Origin of the sequence: Microbacterium sp. CPCC 204701, from assembly GCF_004010105.1 — a bacterium.
Taxonomy (GTDB): Bacteria; Actinomycetota; Actinomycetes; order Actinomycetales; family Microbacteriaceae; genus Microbacterium.
Map to the genome: position 1 here is coordinate 20,952 of NZ_RRYE01000006.1, position 19,634 is coordinate 40,585.

Annotated in this window: 19 protein-coding genes; 15 read left to right on the top strand and 4 right to left on the bottom strand. The window is 68.9% G+C overall.

The genetic code is table 11. The annotated features are described in order from the left end of the window. Nucleotide 1: 1 nt before the first annotated feature. Complete coding sequence (locus EIO58_RS01495) at nucleotides 2-760, bottom strand: enoyl-CoA hydratase/isomerase family protein (protein WP_127817925.1); 759 nt, start codon at nucleotides 758-760, stop codon at nucleotides 2-4. A 116-nt stretch (nucleotides 761-876) separates the two neighbouring features. On the opposite strand from EIO58_RS01495, the gene EIO58_RS01500 reads away from it, so the two are divergent. The 5 genes from EIO58_RS01500 to EIO58_RS01520 all read left to right on the top strand — a co-directional run bounded on the left by EIO58_RS01500 (nucleotide 877) and on the right by EIO58_RS01520 (nucleotide 6,827). Beyond that, the gene (locus EIO58_RS01500; protein WP_127817926.1) at nucleotides 877-1,851 is read left to right on the top strand and encodes an NADPH:quinone oxidoreductase family protein; all 975 of its coding nucleotides are present in this window, start codon (nucleotides 877-879) and stop codon (nucleotides 1,849-1,851) included. A 70-nt stretch (nucleotides 1,852-1,921) separates the two neighbouring features. Further along, complete coding sequence (locus EIO58_RS01505; protein ID WP_240658517.1) at nucleotides 1,922-2,683, top strand: SDR family NAD(P)-dependent oxidoreductase; 762 nt, start codon at nucleotides 1,922-1,924, stop codon at nucleotides 2,681-2,683. Nucleotides 2,684-2,749: 66 nt separating this feature from the next. Then, complete coding sequence (locus tag EIO58_RS01510) at nucleotides 2,750-3,829, top strand: ABC transporter substrate-binding protein (RefSeq protein WP_127817928.1); 1,080 nt, start codon at nucleotides 2,750-2,752, stop codon at nucleotides 3,827-3,829. 61 nt (nucleotides 3,830-3,890) lie between these two features. Beyond that, entirely contained in the window at nucleotides 3,891-5,090 is a 1,200-nt protein-coding gene (locus EIO58_RS01515) for an ABC transporter ATP-binding protein (protein ID WP_127817929.1), read from the top strand. Continuing rightward, a complete protein-coding gene (locus EIO58_RS01520; protein WP_127817930.1) occupies nucleotides 5,091-6,827 on the top strand; it encodes an ABC transporter permease in 1,737 nt (578 codons plus the stop codon). Between the two features lie 57 nt (nucleotides 6,828-6,884). On the opposite strand, the gene EIO58_RS01525 is transcribed toward EIO58_RS01520, so the two are convergent. Both EIO58_RS01525 and EIO58_RS01530 read right to left on the bottom strand, forming a co-directional pair. Beyond that, nucleotides 6,885-7,703, bottom strand: coding sequence for a sugar phosphate isomerase/epimerase family protein (locus EIO58_RS01525; protein WP_164861468.1), 819 nt, complete (start codon nucleotides 7,701-7,703; stop codon nucleotides 6,885-6,887). Nucleotides 7,704-7,714: 11 nt separating this feature from the next. Next, a complete protein-coding gene (locus EIO58_RS01530; RefSeq protein WP_127817932.1) occupies nucleotides 7,715-8,881 on the bottom strand; it encodes an acyl-CoA dehydrogenase family protein in 1,167 nt (388 codons plus the stop codon). Nucleotides 8,882-8,994: 113 nt separating this feature from the next. Here EIO58_RS01530 and EIO58_RS01535 point away from each other — a divergent pair, with 113 nt between their 5' ends. Genes EIO58_RS01535 through EIO58_RS01555 form a run of 5 tightly spaced genes read left to right on the top strand, consistent with a single transcriptional unit; the run spans nucleotide 8,995 to nucleotide 14,906 of the window. Next, nucleotides 8,995-9,885 carry an HpcH/HpaI aldolase/citrate lyase family protein gene (locus tag EIO58_RS01535; RefSeq protein WP_127817933.1) on the top strand — a complete coding sequence of 297 codons (891 nt, stop codon included), beginning with the start codon at nucleotides 8,995-8,997 and terminating at the stop codon, nucleotides 9,883-9,885. A 22-nt stretch (nucleotides 9,886-9,907) separates the two neighbouring features. Next, entirely contained in the window at nucleotides 9,908-10,366 is a 459-nt protein-coding gene (locus EIO58_RS01540) for a MaoC/PaaZ C-terminal domain-containing protein (RefSeq protein ID WP_127817934.1), read from the top strand. Between the two features lie 4 nt (nucleotides 10,367-10,370). Continuing rightward, nucleotides 10,371-11,762, top strand: a complete 1,392-nt coding sequence (locus tag EIO58_RS01545) for an MFS transporter (protein WP_205789083.1) — start codon at nucleotides 10,371-10,373, stop codon at nucleotides 11,760-11,762. Continuing rightward, nucleotides 11,759-13,876, top strand: a complete 2,118-nt coding sequence (locus EIO58_RS01550) for an acetate--CoA ligase family protein (protein ID WP_164861469.1) — start codon at nucleotides 11,759-11,761, stop codon at nucleotides 13,874-13,876. Before EIO58_RS01545 ends, EIO58_RS01550 begins: the two co-directional genes overlap by 4 nt. Nucleotides 13,877-13,889: 13 nt before the next feature. Further along, nucleotides 13,890-14,906 (top strand): LLM class flavin-dependent oxidoreductase, encoded by a 1,017-nt coding sequence (locus EIO58_RS01555; RefSeq protein WP_127817936.1) that lies wholly within the window; start codon nucleotides 13,890-13,892, stop codon nucleotides 14,904-14,906. Here the strand turns inward: EIO58_RS01555 and EIO58_RS01560 are convergent. Next, nucleotides 14,903-15,100 carry a ferredoxin gene (locus EIO58_RS01560; protein WP_127817937.1) on the bottom strand — a complete coding sequence of 66 codons (198 nt, stop codon included), beginning with the start codon at nucleotides 15,098-15,100 and terminating at the stop codon, nucleotides 14,903-14,905. The two genes, EIO58_RS01555 and EIO58_RS01560, sit on opposite strands and share 4 nt — an antisense overlap. A gap of 116 nt (nucleotides 15,101-15,216) precedes the next feature. On the opposite strand from EIO58_RS01560, the gene EIO58_RS01565 reads away from it, so the two are divergent. The 5 genes from EIO58_RS01565 to rarD are packed head-to-tail and all read left to right on the top strand — an operon-like array spanning nucleotide 15,217 to nucleotide 19,521. Next, the gene (locus EIO58_RS01565; protein WP_127817938.1) at nucleotides 15,217-16,488 is read left to right on the top strand and encodes a cytochrome P450; all 1,272 of its coding nucleotides are present in this window, start codon (nucleotides 15,217-15,219) and stop codon (nucleotides 16,486-16,488) included. 42 nt (nucleotides 16,489-16,530) lie between these two features. Further along, entirely contained in the window at nucleotides 16,531-16,965 is a 435-nt protein-coding gene (locus tag EIO58_RS01570) for an HtaA domain-containing protein (protein WP_164861470.1), read from the top strand. A 37-nt stretch (nucleotides 16,966-17,002) separates the two neighbouring features. Beyond that, nucleotides 17,003-17,314 (top strand): 2Fe-2S iron-sulfur cluster-binding protein, encoded by a 312-nt coding sequence (locus EIO58_RS01575; protein WP_240658518.1) that lies wholly within the window; start codon nucleotides 17,003-17,005, stop codon nucleotides 17,312-17,314. Between the two features lies 1 nt (nucleotide 17,315). Next, nucleotides 17,316-18,572, top strand: a complete 1,257-nt coding sequence (locus tag EIO58_RS01580; RefSeq protein WP_127817941.1) for an NAD(P)/FAD-dependent oxidoreductase — start codon at nucleotides 17,316-17,318, stop codon at nucleotides 18,570-18,572. Further along, nucleotides 18,559-19,521: an EamA family transporter RarD gene (gene rarD, locus EIO58_RS01585; RefSeq protein WP_127817942.1), complete on the top strand. Its 963-nt coding sequence runs from the start codon at nucleotides 18,559-18,561 to the stop codon at nucleotides 19,519-19,521. The genes EIO58_RS01580 and rarD overlap by 14 nt, the downstream gene beginning before the upstream one ends. The last annotated feature ends 113 nt before the right edge of the window (nucleotides 19,522-19,634 follow it).

Sequence of the window (19,634 nt, forward strand, 5' to 3'; positions counted from 1 at the left end):
ATCAATCCCGGAAGTTCGGCGGACGCTTCTCGAGGAAGGCCCTGGCGCCTTCGATCATGTCGTCGCTGCCGATGGCCTGGACGAGCATGCCGAGGCTCGTGCGCATGTTGTCTCCTGCGGCGTTCCACCACAGGTTCGAGCTCACCTTGACGATCTCGAGCGACCGAGGACTCAAGACGTGGATCTCGGCGAGCCAGCGTTCGACGGCCTCGTCGAGGCCGTCGTCGGAGGTGACTTCGTTGATGAGCCCCATGGCGAGCGCCTGTTCGGCGGAGTAGCGGCGGCACATCATCGCCATCTCCTTCGCGCGCTTCTCGCCGATCTGGATCGGGAGGAGGTTGGTGGCGCCCAGCACCGGAGCCGACCCGACCCGGGGTCCGGTCTGGCCAAAGGTCGACCGCTGCGTGGCGATCGCGAAGTCGCATGCGATGACCAGCTCGTTGCCGCCGCCCGCGGCGGCGCCGTCGACCGCCGCGATGACCGGGCGGGGACAGGCGCGGATCGCGTCGACCAGGCGAAGCGAGCTCGTGAACAGCTCTCGGATCGTGTCGGCCTCCGCCGACTCGAGATCGGCGAGGTAGCCCCCGGCGCAGAACGAACCGCCGCTGCCGGTCAGGATGACCGCGTCGAAGCGCGAGGCAGTCTGGAAGGCCTCCGTCATCGCCGCCGCCATGTCGCCGTCGTACGCGTTGCGGCGTTCGGGACGGTTGATGCGAATCCAGCGGGCGGATCCGCGATCCTCGATCTCGATGTCGGCCATTGGTGCGCCCTTCCTCGTCAACCCATCCTGGCGCTCACGCGCCACGCGAGCTACCTTTCGATTGATTATCATAGTAACGTCGGTGCCAGCATCGTGAACCACGACGAGGGAGTCGCATGCGCGCAGCACAGGTCGTCCGGCTCGAGGGGCCGGACGGGATCGAGGTACGCGACGTGCCCGAGCCGGCCGAGTCCGCCGGGTTTCCCCGGGTGCGCGTGCAGGCGGCAGGACTGTCGTTCCCCGATCTGCTCATGTCGCGCGGTCAGTACCAGTTCCGGCCGGAGCTTCCCTTCGCGACCGGCGTCGATCTCGCGGGCGTGCTCATCGACGATGCGCCGTCGCAGGGGCTGAGCGCCGGCTCGCGCGTCGTCGCCGCGATCACCCACGGAGCGGCGGCGCAGGTCGTCGCGGTGCCCGATGAGCGCCTTCTGCCGCTGCCGGACGTGCTCACGGCCGAGGAGGGGGCGGGGATGCCGCTGACCTTTCTCACCGCACATTTCGCGCTCCTCACGCGCGGCGACGCTCGCCCCGGCGACTGGGTGCAGGTGAACGGTGCGGCGGGCGGCGTCGGCAGCGCCGCTCTGCAGGTGGCGAAGGCGCTCGGATGCCGCGTCGTCGCGCTCGTGGCGTCAGAGGCGGAGGCAGCTTTCGTCGAGCGGTTCGAGCCGGATGCCGTGCTGACCGCGCCCGACGCGGGAGCCGTGCGAAAGGTCACCGGCGAACGCGGGGTCGACATCGTGCTCGACGTCGTAGGCACCGACGACCTCGTGCTGGAGGGACTGCGTGCTCTGGCGCCGCAGGGCCGGCTGCTGTCGATCGGCTATGTCGGCGGGACCATCCCGTCGGTGCGCCTCAACCGGCTCCTCCTGGGCAACATCGATGTGCGTGGCGTGTCGTGGGGACCGTACTCCAGGGCCAATCCCGGCTTCGCCCAGCGACAGTGGCAGGACATCGTTCGGTGGTGCGAGGCCGGCCTCGTCGTCCCCAGCCCGGCGGTGGTCCGGCCGATCGAGGAGGCGGCTGAGGCGCTGCGCGACCTCGACGAGCGGAGGGTCCGCGGCAAGGTCGTGCTGACGATACCGGCGGACTGAGCGGGTCCGATCCCGCGGCGATGCCGCGTAACGCAGAGGCGCTCGAGCGGCGCAGAAGGAGTGGATGTCGATGAGCGAGCGTGTGACCGGTGTTGTGACAGGCGCAGGATCCGGGCTGGGACGTGAGATCGCGCTGCTGGCGGCGTCTGCCGGCCGTCACGTCTTCGTCGCCGATCGCGATCTCGCGGGCGCGGAGGGGACGGTGAGGCTCATCGAGTCCACGGGCGGATCTGCACAGGCGGTGATCGTCGATGTCACCTCGGAAGACAGCGTGGCCGCCCTGTTCGCGGACGTGGATCGGCGCGGTCGCGGACTCGCATGGGCCGTCAACAACGCCGGGATCCATCCCGACGACGACCGGCTCGCCGACCTCGACCTCGCGGCCTTCGACCGGATCATGGCGGTCAACGCCCGAGGCGTCGCGCTGTGCCTCAAGTACGAGATGAGGGCCATGCAGTCCGCGGGAACGGCCGGTCGCATCGTCAACATCGGATCGACCAGGTCGTTCCGGGCGATCAGCGGATCGGCCGCCTACGTGGCGTCGAAGTTCGCGGTCATCGGCCTGACCGAGACTGCGGCGCTGGAGGGCGGCCCGTACGGCATTCGAGTCAACTGCGTCTGCCCGGGTGTGATGTCGACTCCGATGGTACGGGCCAGGCGGGAGGGCAGCGTTGAGAGCGAGGCTGCCTACGTCGATCGCGTTGGGGGCGTCCTCGGCCGGATCGGCTCGCCGGACGAGGTCGCCGAAGCGGTCGAGTGGCTGATCTCGGACGCGTCCTCGTACGTGACGGGACACACGCTCGTCGCTGACGGCGGGTACCGCATTCGTTGAGCAAAAACGTTGACATTCCTGCGCATCATTCATATCGTTAGATCCACCCTGATCAAGGAGGATCACATGCATTCACACAGCGCCCGCTCCCGTGTGGCCATGCGTGCTCGCCGAGGCGTGCTGGGCGGCATCGCAGCCGCCGCAGCCGCCGTGCTGTTCGCCGCCTGTTCCGCCGGGGCGCCCCCGACGCCTGCGAACACCCAGGTCCCGGCGGGCGATGACGACGCGCTCGGCGCACTCTACGAGGAGGCGCAGGCCGAGGGCACTCTCACCTGGTACACCTCGATCGTCCCTGACAACATGGACCAGATCAAAGCGGCGTTCGAAGCGCAGTTCCCTGGAGTCACGCTGCAGATGCTGCGGCTGGGCGGCACGGAGGGCCCGCTGCGGTTCTCGTCCGAGATGGAGGCCGGCGCCGTGTCGGCAGATGTGCTGACCACTTCCGAGGGCGACTTCCCCGATCATGCGCTCGAAGAGGGCTGGACGAAGAACCTGGACGAGTTCGACCTCCCGACGCTCGCCGACTACCCCGCCGACTTCGTCCGCGGGCCGCAGATCGTGAGTCAGGTCTCGCCCATCCGATTCCTCTACAACACCGAGACCGCCGAGGCGCCGGGCAGCTGGGAGGACCTGCTCGAAGACGAGTGGAAGGACCAGCTCATGCTGGTCGACCCCCGCGCCATCCTGCCGTGGATGGCCCAGTACAGCCTCCTCTATGACACGTACGGTGCCGAATACCTCGAGGGCATCAGCGACCAGGACTACCGTCTCGTCGACAGCGCGATCCCCGGAGCCCAGGCGCTCGCGGCCGGTGAGGCGATGGGACTGTTCCCGAGCCTTCCGTCGGTCGCGAATCCGCTCAAGGCGGAGGGGGCTCCCGTGGAGAACGCGTCGCTCGAGCCCTTCACCGGCGTCGAGAACACCACCATCATCAACTCCGAGGCCGAGCACCCCAACGCGGCGCGCCTGTTCGTCGCCTGGATCGCGACGCCTGAGGGCCAGGAGGCCTTCAACGGCAACTTCGCGGCCTCGCCGATGGACGACATCCCGAACGCGGAGAGCCTCGGAGACGGGTACATCCCGTACGACATCGCCGAGGTCAACGCCAACCGCGACGCCGTCCTGGCAGCGCTCGGCATCCAGTGACCGGCCGGGGTCGCCCGGCCAGTCCGGGCGACCCCACCCACGCGCATTCGAAGGAATCACCATGTCGGCAGAGAGCACCATCACGACGGTCCCGCGGCTCGCCCCGGGCACCGCCACGGTCCTCGCGGGGGCCGGGCTGGAGCCCGTGCTGCGAATCGACGACCTGCACAAGCACTTCCACCTTCCGGGCGAGAAGCGGGTGACCGCCGTCGACGGCATCTCGCTCGCCGTCAACCGCGGTGAGTTCCTGGTCCTCCTCGGGCCGAGCGGATGCGGCAAGACGACGCTGCTGCGCTGCGTCGCCGGCCTCGACCACCCCGACTCGGGGCGGGTCGCGATCTCGGGGCGTCCCGTGTACGACAGCAGCGCCGCGCTGAACCTTCCGCCCGAGCGTCGCCACGTCAGCATGATCTTCCAGACGTACGCGTTGTGGCCACACATGACCGCGGCGCAGAACATCGCCTATCCGCTGCGCACCCGGGGAGTGAAACGCGCAGAGATCAAGGAGCGCGTCGAGCGCGTGCTCGATCTCGTGGACGTCTCCGCCCAGGCCAATCGCTATCCGAACCAGATGTCGGGCGGGCAGCAGCAGAGGGTCGCGCTCGCGCGGGCCCTCGTCTCCGAGAGTGAGCTCGTGCTCTTCGACGAGCCGCTGTCGAACATCGACGCCAAAGTGCGCGAGCAGCTGCGCGAGGAGATGCTCGAGATGCAGCGCACCATCGGGTTCACCGCGCTGTACGTGACACATGACCAGTCGGAGGCGATGCACCTCGCTCACCGCATCGCGGTGCTCGACGACGGTCACATCGCGCAGCTCGACACCGGCCGCGCGATCTACACCCGCCCGGCGAGTCGTTACGTCGCCCGCTTCATCGGGCGTGCGAACGAGGCGACCGGCAACGTGACGGCGCTCGAGGGCGGGCGCGCTTCGGTTGCCACGCCGTTCGGGCTCGCGACGGCGGTCGTGTCGGGAGACCTGGTCGAGACCGGTGAGACGTGCGTCGTGACGTGGCGACCCGAGAACGCCCGCGTGGATCCGGTCGAACGTGCCGACGCAGCGGTGCCGGCGAGTCTCGTGATCGAGGGCGACGTCACGGCGCGGGTGTTCGTCGGACTCAACGTCGAGCTCCTCATCACGGCGGGCGACCGCACGATCCTCGCGCTCGCTCCCGCAGACTCCGACATCACCGAGGGTCAGCGCGTGCGGCTGTCGGTCATCCCGGACGGCCTGCTGGCGATCAAGAACCCCACAGAGGCCTGAATGACGACGACCGTGGCCGGGCGTCCGACGATCGCCCAGCGCGTCGTCGGACGCGTACGCAACCTGTCGCTGTTCGGCGTCTTCGCCGGACTCGTCACCGCGGGCATCGTCATCCTCGTGGGGTATCCGCTGATCTCCACCCTCGTGTCGGTGTTCATCTCCGACGGCCGCCTCGACCTGAGCGCCTTCGTCGAAGTCTGGGCGCTGCCCAATATCGGGACGGTCCTGCTCAACACCTTCGTCGTCCTCGCGATCTCGATTCCGATGTCGCTCGCGATCGCGACGCTCTTCGCCTGGGTCATGGAGCGCACGGACGCGCGCATCGGCTGGGCGTCCACGGTTCTCCCGCTCATCCCGCTCATGATCCCGTCGCTCGCCGGCACCGTGGGGTGGATCGCCCTCACGTCGGGGCGCGCCGGCCTTCTCAACGTGTGGATCCGCGACTTCCTGGGGATCTTCGGCATCCAGATGGCAGAGGGGCCGTTCGAGATCTACTCGTGGGGCGGGCTGATCTTCCTCTACGTCCTCTACATCGTGCCGTTCGGCTACCTGAGCATCAGCTCGGCGCTGCGCAACCTCGATCCGTCCCTCGAGGAGGCGGCGCGCGTGAACGGGTCTGGCGTGTTCCGCACCTTCTGGACCGTCACCCTCCCGTCGATCAAGCCGGCGCTCGTCGGCGCGTTCAACATCCAGCTCATCATCGGGTTCGCCATGTTCTCCATCCCGGCGACGGTCGGCGTCTCGGCCGAGATCGAGCTGCTGTCGCTGCGGATCTACCGGCTGCTGACCTTCGCGTATCCGCCCGACACCGACGTGGCCGTCGTCCTCAGCATCCTCATGCTCCTCGTCGTGGCCCTCGTCGGGTGGTGGCAGATCCGGGTCAATCGCACGAAGCGCTTCGGCACGATCGGGGGACGCATCGGACGCGGATCGGCCGTCGAGCTCGGACGGTGGCGTGGGGTCGCGCGGTTCGGGGTGCTGTTCTACATCGCCGCGACGTCGATCCTGCCATTCCTCGGCCTGATCTTCCTGTCGGTGCAGGGGTTCTGGTCGAGCAGCTTCGACGTGTCGAAGTACAGCCTGAAGAACTACGCTGCGATGTTCCAGGATCCCGAGATCCAGCGGTCGCTGATGAACTCGGTCATGTTCGGCATCCAGGGCGGCCTGATCGTCATGGTGGTCGCCACGATCGTGGCGATGTACCTGGCGCGCAACAGCGGATTCCTCGCGAAGGTCGTCGACAACGTCTCACGCCTTCCCGCGACGATCCCTCATCTCGTCGTCGCGGTCGCGTTCGTCGCGGCGTTCGCCGGTCCGCCGTTCATGCTGTCGGGCACGTCGTTCATCCTGATCGCGGCGTACATCGTGATGTATCTGCCGCAGGCGGTCGTGTCGGCGAACTCCGCCGTCGCGCAGGTCGGCAACGACATAGTCGAGGCTTCTTACGTCTCGGGGGCGGGCCAGGGCCGCACGTTCTTCCGGGTGATGCTCCCGCTGATCTGGCCGGGGTTCATCTCGGGCTTCGCGCTGTGCTTCGTGCTCATGGCGGGGGAGCTGACCGGGTCGGCCATCCTCGCCGGCATCAATACGCCGGTCATCGGCTTCACGATGATCAAGATGTGGCTGAACGGCTCGACGACGCAGCTCGCGGCCCTGTCGGTCATCGTGAGCGTCGTCTTCACGGTCGTCACGCTCCTCGCGCTCCTGATCGGGCGCCGGCGTCAGCGCCACGCGTGAAACGGGACGGCGGCCCGTTCCTGTGCGATCGGGTCGCCGTCCGGTCGGCCAATGGCCTCAGCGGGCGATGCCGGCGAGGAACGAACGGAGACCGTCGCGCGTGCGCTGGGCGACCGTGTCGGTATCGAGGGCGCGCAACTCGTCGGAGAGGACTTCCATGCCGACGGGCGACGAGACGCCCATCCTCCGAAGTGTGTCGAAGAGGCCGCGGAGGTCGAACTCGCCCGCGCCTGGCAGGTGACGGAGGTGGAACGTGTCGTCGAGCTCTGTGCCAACCCGGGTGAGGGGGCCGTCGCTGAGCTGGATCACCGGTATGCGGTCGGCCGGGACCCGCTCCAACTGAGCGAACGTGCTCCCACCGCGGAAGAAGTGCCACGTGTCGACGACCACGCCGCCATTGGGCTCGCCGGCGGCCTCGACGATGCGCCACGCGTCTTCCACGGTGCGCGTGTCGGTCCACGGCAGGAACTCCAGCGCTACGCGGAGGTCATGCTCGGCGGCTCGTCGGCACACACCCCTGAAGCGCTCCGCCACCGCGTTCAGGCCGCGATCGAGCGGGCCTGCGATCACCATCATGTGACGTCCGCCGAGCGCGTTCTTGAGGGAGTGAAGGGATGCCTCGTGGGCGAGCGACTTCGCGTTCTCACCGTCGGGCAGCCACCAGTCCGACAGGAATCCGACCTCGAACACCTCGAGATCGTGCAACGCGAGCTCGCTGCGGATCTCGTCCGTGTCGGCCCCTTCGGCCTGAGCGCGGGCGAGGTGGCCGGGACGAAGGCCGATGCCGTCGTACCCGGCTCGGGCCGCCGCGACGATGCGCTCCCGCAGGGGCGCCGCATCGATGGTCGACGCGCACAGGAAGACCTCGTCGATCATGTCGGGAGCCATCAGTACGAGCGGGGAAGGCCGAGGACGTTGGAGCCGAGGAAGGCCAGCACGAGCTCGTTGCTGATCGGGGCGATCCGCTCGATGCGGACGTCGCGCCAGTAGCGCTCGACGTGGTACTCGGTCGTGTAGCCGTAGCCGCCGTGGAACTGGATGGCGCGGTCGCAGGCCTCGAACGCCCACTCCGACGCGAGGTACTTCGCCTCGTTCGCCTCCTTTCCGCAGGGCTCGCCGTTGTCGTAGAGCTTGGCGGCCTGGCGCACGAGAAGCTCGGCGGCGTCGAGCTTCGCGAGGGAGTCGGCGAGCGGGAACTGCACACCCTGGTTCTGCCCGATCGGGCGTCCGAACACCGTGCGCTGCTTCGCATACTCGACCGTCTTGCGCAGCGCGGCCCGGCCGATCCCGAGGCAGACGGCGGCGACGATGATGCGCTCGGCGTTGAGGCCGCTGAGGAGATACCTGAACCCGCGTCCCTCCTCGCCCACGCGGTCCTCGTCGGGGATGAACAGGTCGTCGATGACGAGCTCGTTGGTGGCGATGGCGTTGCGGCCGAGCTTGGGGATCGGGTTGATCTGGACGTGCTCGTGGTCCATCTCCGCGAAGAACAGGGTCATGCCGTCCGTCGGCTTCGCGCCCTCGGCGCGGGGCGACGTCCTGGTGATCAGCAGCATCCGGTCCGCTTCGAGCGCGCGGGAGATGAACACCTTGCGACCGTTGACGATGTAGCCGCCTTCGACCTTGCGCGCCGTCGTCGTGATCGACGTCGTGTCCGTGCCGGCATCGGGCTCGGTGACGGCGAAGCACACCTGGAGCCTGCCCTCGACCGCCTCGGGCAGGAATCGCCGCTTCTGCTCCTCGCTGCCGTGCTTGACGATCGGCTCCAGACCGAACAGGGCCACCTGGACCGTCGTGGCGGCATTGAGCGCACCGCCGTTGCCGGCGACCTCTTCCATGAAGATCGCAGCTGCCTGCACACCGGCGCCTCCGCCGCCGTACTCTTCGGGTGTGCAGATGCCGAGCCAGCCCTCGTCGGCCATCGCGCGGTAGAACTCCCACGGGAACTCGTGGTGCGTGTCGGCGTGCGACCAATACTCGTCGGGGAACTTCGCGCAGATCGCGCGGACGGACTGGCGGATGTCGTGCTCGGCCTCGGGAGAGAGCTCTTCCATGAATGGCTCCGATCGGAATCTATGGATATGATACATATCAAATGCCGCGAAGTCGGGGCAACCCGCACGCGGCGGAGAGGCCGTGCCGTGATGCGGCTGAGGAAGGATCCGCCATGCGTCCGTATCGTTCGATGCTGTTCGTCCCCGGTCACCGTGTCGACTGGGTCGACAAGGCGATCGCCTCAGGTGCCGACGCGATCACCCTCGATCTCGAAGACAGTGTCCCCGCCGATCTGAAGCCGCAGGCGCGGGAGCAGGTCGCGGCATCCATCCGCCGACTTCACGACGAGCAGGTCAACATCGGGGTTCTCGTCCGGGTCAACGGCCTTGCCACCGGGCAGACCGGCTTCGACCTCGAGGCCGTCGTCGGGCCGGGACTCGACGCCGTGTTCGCCCCCAAGATCGAATCGGCGCTCGACGCGCAGCGCTTCGAGACCCTGATCGACTACGTCGAAGCCCGCAACGGCGCGTCGGATGTCGAGCTCGTCGTGCCGATGGAGACCGCGCGCGCGCTCGTGCACTGCGAGGAGATCGCGACGAGCACGCCGCGGATGGGCTGCGTGATCGGATCGACGGCGGAGCACGCCGACGTCGCGCGGGAGGTCGGCTACGAATGGACGCCCGAAGGGCTCGAGACGCTCGCCATGCGCAGCCGCGTGCTTCTGGCGTGCCGCGCCGCCGGCGTGCACGCCATGACGGGGCTCTGGGAGAGGATCCACGATCTCGACGGCCTGCGTGCGTTCGCGAAGCAGGGCAGGCAGCTGGGCTTCCGCGGCCAGATCGCCATCCACCCGAGCCACGTCGGGATCATCAACGAGGTGTTCGGGCCCGATCCCGAGCAGCGCGAGTTCTTCGAGGGTCTCGTCGCCGCCTATGAAGAGGCCGCGCAGCAGGGTGCCGGTGCCGTCGTCTACCGAGGCGGACACATCGACAAGGCGCACGTCGACAAGGCGATCGAATGGCTGGCGCGTGCCGACGAGATCGCCGGCATGAACGCCCGTTGAGGCGGGAGAGGGGACGCATCATATGAAAGGCCTGTACTTCGAGGAGATGGAACCGGGAGCAGTCATCCGGCACCCGCTGACTCGCACCGTGACCGAGATGGACAACGTCTTGTTCACGTCGCTGTCGATGAACGTCGCTCCCATCCACCTCGACGCGGAATACGCCAAGACGCTCCCGTACGGGAAGCCGCTCGTCAACAGCCTCTTCACGATGGCGCTCATCGGCGGCATGACTGTGCCCGATCTCGTCTTCCAGACCTCGCTCGGCAACCTCGGGTACGAGCACGTCGAGTTCCCGAACCCCGTCTTCCATGGCGACACCCTGCGAGCCGAGACGACGATCCTCGACAAGCGCGAGTCGAAGAGCGATCAGACCCGCGGCATCGTGTGGTTCGAGCACCGGGGCATCAACCAGCGCGACGAACTCGTCCTGCTCTGCAAGCGCGTCGGCATGATCATGCGCCTGCCCGCAGCCGACTGACGCCGTGCCGAGCGCGGGCGAGCGGGTGCTCAGCACGGGGCTGGTGTACGCCGCCCTGTCGTCCGGCATCGTCAGCTCGCTCGGCATGCTGCTCGTCCCGAGCGTCGCCGCCGAGATGCAGGTACCCGTGAACTCGGCACAGTGGATGCTCACGGTCAATCTCCTCGTGGGCGCCGTCGCCACCCCGATCATGGGGCGTCTGAGCGACGGAGCCCGCAAGCGCCGCCTGTTCGTCGTCTCGCTCGGTGTCATCCTCGTGGGGTCACTCGTGTGCGCCACCGCCGACGACTTCGCGGTGTTCCAAGTGGGACGAGCGCTGCAGGGACTCGCGTACGGCGTCTTCCCCGTCGCGATCTCGATCTGCCGCGGACTCGTGTCCAGGCCACGGCTTCGAGCCACGATGTCGACGCTCGCGGTCACCGGGGCTGCCGGCGCGGGCATCGGCTATCCGCTGACGGGAGTGCTGGCGCAGCTCGGCGGGTTCCGGCTTGCATTCGTCTTCGGCGCCCTCTTCATGGCGACCGCGATGGCCGTCGTCCTGTTCGTCGTGCCGCGCGATCGGCCGGTGCCCCTCCGACGGGGCCGCTTCGACGTCCTCGGTGCCGTGCTGCTCGGCGGCGGGCTCACGGCGCTCCTCCTCACGGTCAGCGAAGCCCCCGTGTGGGGGTGGCTGTCGCCGTCCACGATCGCGATGGCCGCGGCATCCGTCGGCCTGCTCGCGGCGTGGGTGCTCGCAAGCCGCCGCACGCGGCGTCCGCTCGTCGACCTGCGCGTCCTGCGCGATCCCGACATCGCGATCGCGCACGGCACTGCGATCGCCCTCGGCGCGACGATGTACATGGTGCTGTCGGTCTCGAGCCTCGTGGCCCAGGCGCCGCAATCGACCGGCTACGGCGCGGCACTGCCGCTCGTGTGGGCGGGCTTCGTCATGCTGCCGTTCACGATCGGCTCCCTCATCGCGAACCGTGTCGTCCGGAGGCTGCGGGGCGAGCACGCGTCCCGGCTCGTCCTCCCGGCGGGGGCCATCGTCGTCATGACGTCGGCGGCGCTCCTCGCGATCGTGCACGACAGCCTGGTCTGGGTGCTCCTCGGCATGTTCCTCAACGGCCTGGGGGTCGGTTCGACGTACGCGGCGCTTCCGCTTCTCATCGCGCGCCGAGTCGCCGCGGACGAGTTCGGCAGCGCGGTCAGCTTCAACCAGGTTCTGCGCACCGTCGGGGGATCGGTCGGGAGCGCGATCGCTGCCGCCGTGTTCGCGGCCGCACTCGCGCCGACGGGGTTCCCCTCGAGCGCCGGCATCACATTCGCGTACGCCGTCTCGGCGGCCGGCAGCGCCGTCACCGTGGTCCTGCTGAGCATCAACATCGTCCGACGAGGAAGAGGGAGCACGACGTGAAGACCCAGACGGATGACCGAGCCTCGAAGGTGGACCTGGATCGGCTCCTCGCGCCCCGCTCGATCGCGATCATCGGGGCCTCCGCGGACGAGGGGCGCCACAACGGACGTCCCATCGCCAACCTCCTCCGCACCGGATACACCGGACGCCTCTATCCGGTCACGGCGCGCGAGGGCGATATCCGCGGCCTTGCGAGCTACCGACGCATCGGCGATGTGCCCGAGCGTGTCGATCTCGCCTACGTCCTCGTACGCGCCGGACTCGTGGAGGACATCGTCGCCGAATGCGCCGAGGCGGGCGTCGGGGCCGTCGTCGTGTGCTCGTCGGGGTTCGCCGAGGAAGGGACGGATGGGCAGGTGGCGCAAGAGCGCATCCGCGAGCTGGCCGCTCGCACAGGGATGCGCGTCATCGGCCCCAACTGCATCGGGCTCATCAGCGTTCCCGAGAACGTGCTGTCGTGCACGACGCTCAATGTGACGACTCGGCAGCTGCCGGGGGACGTCGCAATCGTGAGCCAGAGCGGCGGGATGGCCGCGAACCTCTTCAACCGGGCGCAGGGCGACGACGTCGGTGTGCGTGCGATGGTCAGCGTGGGGAACGAGGCCGACGTCGGCATCGCCGACATGGTCGCCGCGTTCGCGGATGACCCGTCGGTCCGGACGATTCTGCTGTACGTCGAGCAGCTGCGCGACATCGGCGCGTTCCGGGATGCCGTGGCGCGGGCGCGCGCGACGGACACGGCGGTGCTCATGCTCAAGGTCGGGCGTTCGGCCGCAGGCGTGCGCAGTGCGCAGAGCCACACCGGCGCGATGGCCGGGTCGTACGACGTCTTCCGGGACCTCATGCGCCCCTTCGGAGTGCGCGTGGTCGACAGTGTCGACGACCTGGTGGACGCCGCGCGGCTCCGGCAGCAGCTGCCGGCGCTCGGAGGGCGGCGCGTGCTGGTCGTGTCGCCCTCCGGCGGCGAGTGCGGCTACGTGGCCGACCTCGCCGAGGGGGCGGGTCTCGAGCTGCCCGAGCTGTCGCCGGCGCTGACCGAGGCGCTGTCGCGCACGATGCGGTTCGGATCCCCAGGCAATCCGCTCGACCTGACGGGGCAGATCATCGGCGACCAGGAGCTGCTGGGGAACGTATTCGCCGCCATCGCCGATGCCGGCGAGCACGATGCCGTCGTGGTCGCGCTGCCGACGTGGGGCGAGTTCGACTCGAGGCGCCTGACACCGGCGATCGTGGAGGCGACGCGGGGCTCGCGCATCCCGATGATCGTGACCGCCTGGGAATCGCACGGACTCACCGAGTGGCGGGACGCGTACCTGCGCGACTCCGGAGTGGTCGCCTTCTCGGACGCCGCCCGCGGGGTGCGCGCGCTCGCTCTCACCGCAGATCTCGAGCGGGTCGCCCCACCGCCCCCCGTGCGCGAAGCGGTCGAGCCGCCGGCTGCCGGCCGCGTGCTCGGCGACGAGGCCGTCCGTGACGAGGCCGGAGCGAAGTCCCTCCTCGCCGCGTACGGTGTCCCGGTGAGCGTCGAGCGCGCAGCGCGCACCCGAGGCGACGCTCTCACGGCGGCGGCGGCCCTCGGCTACCCGGTCGTCGTGAAAGGCCTGTGCCACGGCATCCAGCACAAGAGCGATCTGGGGCTCGTTCGCACGGGCGTGGCCGACGATACCGCCCTCGCGGCAGCGCTCGACGCGATCGACGGGGCGGTCGCGCGTCACGGCCTGGACTTCGACGCCTACCTCATCGCACGGCAGTACGCCGGGATGGAGATGATCGCCGGCGCGGTCCGAGACCCCGCCCTCGGCCCCGTGATCATGGTCGGCGCGGGCGGTGTGCTCGCCGAGGTGCTCGACGACCGTGTCTTCCTCCCCTGCCCGGTCGGTGCCGTCGCGGTGCGCGACGCGATCGCGAGCCTGCGCGTCGGTGGCGTCCTCGGCGGGCACCGTGGACACAGCTACGACGTGGCTGCGCTGGCGAACGTGGTCGCCGCGGCTTCCCGGCTCATGGCCGAGCATCCCGATCTCGGCGAGATGGACCTCAACCCGATTCTCGTGGGCGCGGACGGGGAAGGAGCGGTCGTCGTCGACGCGCTCCTCGCGCGTGCCCGCGACAACTGAAAGGACCGCCCGGATGGCTCTTCGCTTCGGTCTCGCTCTCATGAACGACTTCCCTCCCGGCACGCGCGTCGCCGAAAGGGTGCCGCAGCTGCGCGAACAGGCCCGCGAGGCCTCGCGCAACGGCATCTCGTCGCTGTGGGTGCTGCAGCACTACCTCGGCACGATGCCGACGCTGCAGCCGCTGCCTCTGCTGGCGGCGCTGGCAGCAGACAGCGGGGACCTCGAACTCGGCACCAACATGTTCATCCTGCCGCTGCGTCATCCCGTCGGCGTGGCCGAGGAGTTCTCCACGCTCGATCACCTGAGCGGCGGCCGCGCGGTCGCCGGTTTCGGCATGGGCTATCGCGAGAACGAGTTCGCCGCTTTCGGAGTGCCGATGGACGAGCGCATCGCCCGTTACACGGAGGCGATCCACATCGTCCGGGCGCTGTGGTCGGGGCAGCGCGTGACCTTCGAAGGCCGCCACTTCCACATCGACGATGAGAAGATCAGCCTCGTCCCCGTCCAGGAGGGCGGCCCGCGCATCCTGATCGGCGCCGGTGCGCACAAGGCGGGCATCGAGCGGGCGGCCGCGCTCGGGGACGCCTGGATCGTGCCTCCCCACGTCACCGGCGATCGCCTCACGCGCGCGATCCGGCTGTACTCGCAGGCGCGCTCGGAGGCCGCCCCGGGGGAGTCCTCGAGATTTGTCGTGCGGCGTGAGCTCGTGCTGCACTCAGACCGCGAGCGGGCGCTCGCCGAGGGCACCGCCGCCCGCTCCGAGCTCACCGCCGAGTACGGAAGGTACAACGCCCCCGACCGGACGGCAGACTATGCGCAGCTCGCCGATCCGGCCGCGGCCGAGCAGAAGGCGAGAGAGGCGTACATCTTCACCGACCCCGCAGGAGCCGTCGAGGAGTTCCGTCGGCTCGAGTCGGCCGGGGTCACCGATGTCGTGCTGCGCATGCAGTGGTTCGGTTTGGCCCACGAACGGATGCTGCAGACCCTGGCGCTCTTCCGCGACCAGGTGCTGCCGCAGCTGGCCGGCTAGTCCTCCTCGATGCGGATCGCCCGCTCGGGGCAGTTGCCCTGCGCCTGACGGGCGAGGTTCCGCTCGGCATCCGTCTGCGGCTGCATGACGACCCACGCGAGGCCGTCCGCGTCGTCGATGTCGAAGATCCTGTCGGCCACCATGAGGCAGACGCCGTGACCCTGACAGACGTTCTTGTCGACGGTGACTCGCATGGGCTCCTCCTCTTCATCGAGCGTTGACCAAAGACTATGATAATGGTTAGGCTAGTCGCAACGTCTCAAGTCGCGCTGATCCGGGTCGGCCGGCACACAGTGAAGTGGAGAAACCCTTGAGCGAGCAGCAGCGCACACCGGTGATCGAGTTCGACCACAACTCGGCCGGGCACAGCGCCGACACGGTCGGGGACTTCCGGCGCGTACGCGAGCAGGCGCCGGTCGCATGGACAGAGGCATGGGGCGGGTACTGGCTGCTCAGCGGCTACGACGCGGTCTTCGATGCCGCACGCGACGACGACCTCTTCAGCTCGGCGCGCCATGCGGAGTTCGGGATCACCGGTCAGGCGATCACGCTGCCGCAGAAGCCCATGGCGCTGCACCTGCCCATCGAGCTCGACCCGCCGGAATCGCAGAAGTACCGCTCGATCATGAACAGGCTCATCACCCCGAGGCAGGTGAAGGAGTTGATGCCGATGATCGAGAAGTACGTCGACATGTTCATCGACGAGATCATCGAAACCGGCGAGGCCGACTTCTCGACGCTGACCGGTGTGCCCGCGATCGTCACGATCACATGGCTCGGCGCCCCTCTCAGGGACTGGCGCCGCCACGCGAAGCTGCATCGTGCGATCCTCGCCGAGCCGATCGGCAGCGAGGCGTATCGGCATGCCGTCGAGGTGGAGCTCCCTGCGCTGTCGAAGATCATCGAGGAAGTGATCCACGAGCGTCGGCTGAACCCGACCGACGACGCCATCAGCTTCATCGTGACCCAGGAAGTCGACGGGCGCCCGATCACCGAAGAAGAGGCGTTCAGCATGATCGAGCTCCTGATCTCGGGCGGCGTCGGCACGACCGCCGCACTCACCGGGCAGTCGCTGGTGTGGATCAGCGAGCACCCGGAGGTCAAGCAGCAGCTGCTGGACGACCCCGGGCTGATGCAGACGGCGCTGGAGGAGTTCCTCCGCGTGTTCAGCCCGACGCAGGCGCTCTCACGGACCGTGATGAAGGATGTCGAATTCCATGGGGTGCAGCTGCGGCGCGGCGAACGCGCGCTGCTCGCCTGGGCGTCGGCGAACCGCGACGGCGCGGACGCCGGCGACACGCCGGACGAGGTCGACATCCGTCGCTCCCCGAACCGCCACCTCGCGTTCGGCGTCGGCAGCCACAGGTGCGCCGGCTCGCACCTGGCGCGCCCGCTGGCACGCACGATCATCACGAAGATCCTCGAGCGGATGCCGGACTACCGCATCGATTCCGTGAGCGCCCGTCGATACGATCGCCAGGGCGTGAACACCGGCTACGAGTACCTGCCGGCGACCTTCTCGCCCGGTGAGCGCGTGTATACCGACGAGGCGCTGTCCGACTTCGAGGGCCCGGAGAACTGATCGGTGATGGTCGGATCGACCGCCCCGGCACCTCTGCGGGGAATGCGGTGGGGGATCAAGGCGAGCTTCCTCGCGTATCTGGCGCACCTGCCCGACACGGCGATGTCCGCGACGGACGGCGCTGTGGACTCCCCGGAGGGCTTCGTCTTCCCTCTCGAGGACGCGAGCGACTTCGACGCCCGGACGGGCGCGGGCGAGCTGCGATTCCGCGGCGATGTGAGGCTGCGGGGGCACGGCGGGATGCTGTCGGTGCGCTTCGCGAATCCCCGCGTGACGGTCGACGACGTCGGACCGTGGCTGTCTGTCGAGGATGCAGCGGGCGCTCGACGGCGAGTCGCGGCGCTCGGCACGCCGAGGTCCGCCGGCGGCGGCGGGATCGAGATCCCTGCCGCGCTCACGGCGGAGGCCGTGGCGTGCTTCAACGATGTGTACCCCGAGGGGACCGGGCTCGACCCGGTCGTCATCCGGGGTGTGTGACAGGGCGAGTCGGGAGAGGGCTGGAATGTCCGCACAGGTGACCTACACCTCGTCGACCGGCGAACAAGTGACGTACGAGGGCGCAGCAGGCGAGTCGGTGATGCAGATCGCCATGCACCACGGCCTGCGCGGCATCATCGCCGAATGCGGGGGATCGATGTCGTGCTCGACATGCCATGTGTTCGTCGACGAGGACGACCTTGAGCTGCTGCCGCCGGTCTCGGAACTGGAAGACGAGATGCTCGACACCACGGCCGTGGACCGTGAGCCGAACTCTCGACTTTCCTGCCAGCTCGTGCTCGCTGACGGCTGCTGGATCCACGTGACCACACCAGAGAGCCAGATGTGACATGGCGAACGGAATCGTCGTGGTGGGCGCCTCTCAGGCCGGCGTGCAGCTCGCTGCGAGTCTGCGGGAGGGCGGGTTCCGCCACCCGATCACTCTCATCGATGGCTCCACGCACGAGCCGTACCAGCGCCCGCCGCTGTCGAAGGACTTCCTCGCCGGCCACGTGGATGCGGAGGGGCTTCGGTTCCGCGATCGCGAGTACTACGAGGAGAACGGCATCGCGCTCGCGCTCGGCTCGCCGGCGGTCCACGTCGAGCGTGACCACGAGGGTGGCGTCGTCGTCACCGCGGACGGGTCGCGGCATCCTTACGACCGGCTCGTGCTCGCAACCGGCGCGGCCCCGCGCCGGCTCGACATTCCCGGTGCCGACTTGGACGGTGTGCTGGCGCTGCGCGATGCCGACGACGCCGCGCGGCTCAAGGCCTCCTTCGCGACGACCGAGAACGTGGTCGTCGTCGGCGGTGGCTTCATCGGGCTGGAGGTGGCGGCGAGCGCACTCAAGCAGGGCAAGAAGGTCACCGTGCTCGAGGCGGCGCCTCGCATCATCGGGCGTGCCGTCGGAGAGGAGACGAGCAGCTGGTTCCTCGAGGCGCATCGCGCGCGCGGAATGCGGATCGACACCGGGGTCTCCCTCGCCCGCCTGGTGGGCGACGACGACGGCCACGTCATCGGCGTCGAACTCGCCGACGGTGCAGTGGTGCGCGCGGATGTCGTGATCGTGGGGATCGGCGTCGTGCCGCGCACCGAGCTCGCCGAGCAGCTGGGCCTCGAGATCGCGAACGGCATCGTGGTGGACGAGCACTCGGTGGCATCGGATGGCAGCACCCTCGCAGTCGGCGACGTCGCCAACCTTCCGAATCCCTATGGGCGATGCGCCGAGGCGATGTCACGCATCCGCCTCGAAAGCGTGAACAATGCGATCGAGCAGGCGCGGTTCGCCGCGGGCACCCTGCTGGGCGATCCGCGCACGTACGCCTCCGTCCCGTGGTTCTGGTCGAACCAAGGGGACATCAGGCTCCAGATGGCGGGCCTCAACGTCGGCTACGACCGCGTCGTGATCCGGGGCGACGTGCCGGCCGAGAAGTTCTCGGTGCTCTACTTCCGCGACGACATGCTGCTCGGGGCCGACTGCGTCAACAATCCCGTCGACTTCATGGCTGTGAGGCAGGCCCTCGCGCGCGACAGGCATCTGGTTCCCGAGGATGCGCTTCGGCCTGAGCCCCTGAAGACGCTCTTCGTCGACGGTGCGACCACCTGAGGCCGCCGTCCGCCGCGCCGACGCCGATCGTCGCGGAGGCCTTCTCTGGGCGGCGGCGGCCTTCACGATGTGGGGGCTGTCCACGCTGTTCTGGCCGTTGCTGGTCCCGGCCGGGCCGATCGAGGTGCTGATGCACCGCATCGTCTGGGCGTTCGTGCTGAGTGCGGTCCTCATGTCCGTTCTGCGCAGCTGGGGGAGCCTGCGGGGTCTCAACGCACGGACGTGGTCGCTGATCGCCGCGGGCGGCGTGCTGAATGCCGCCAATTGGGGGCTGTTCATCTTCGCCGTGCTCAGCGGTCAGGTCATCTCCGCCTCGATGGCGTACTTCCTCAATCCGATCGCCAGCGCCGCCTTCGGTGTGCTGGTGCTCCGCGAACGGCCGCGCGCGACACAGATCGCGGCGCTCGCGATCGGTTCCGGCGCGGTCGTGGCGACGGGTTTCGCCGCCGGCGGCAACGTCTGGCTGCCGCTCCTCATGGCCACGTGCTTCGGCCTCTACGCGCTGGTCCAGCGCGTGGTCCGGCTCGCTCCGGTGGCGACGCTCACGGGCGAGTCCGCGGTGCTGTTCCCCTTGGCGATCGGCGTGCTCGCGATCCTGCAGCTCACGGGCGAGTCGACGCTCCTCGATCAGGGCCTCTCGCACGTCGTCCTGTTCGTCGTCGGCGGTGCCGTCACCCTCGCCCCTCTGCTCGCATTCGCCTACGCCGCGCGTCGCACGCCGCTGAGCACGATGGCGGTGATGCAGTACATCGCGCCGCTGATCCAGTTCTGCGTGGGTGTCTTCGTCATGGGCGAACCCATGCCGGCTGCGCGCTGGATCGGTCTGGCCCTCGTGCTCGTCGCGGTGGCCGTCTTCACGACGGGGGAGATCGCGGCTGCACGCCATCGTGCGAGGCCTTCCGGCCGCAAGGGGTGGGGCCCGCAGCGTTCCGCCGCTATGCCCGATTGACCCCGCGTCAGCCGGTCGAGCCCGACCAGCGGGCGATCGCCTCATCGGCCGGGAGCGGAGCCGCGTCCGGCCGGCCGGGAGCGGCGGCAGGAGTCCGCGAGAACCGCGGGGCC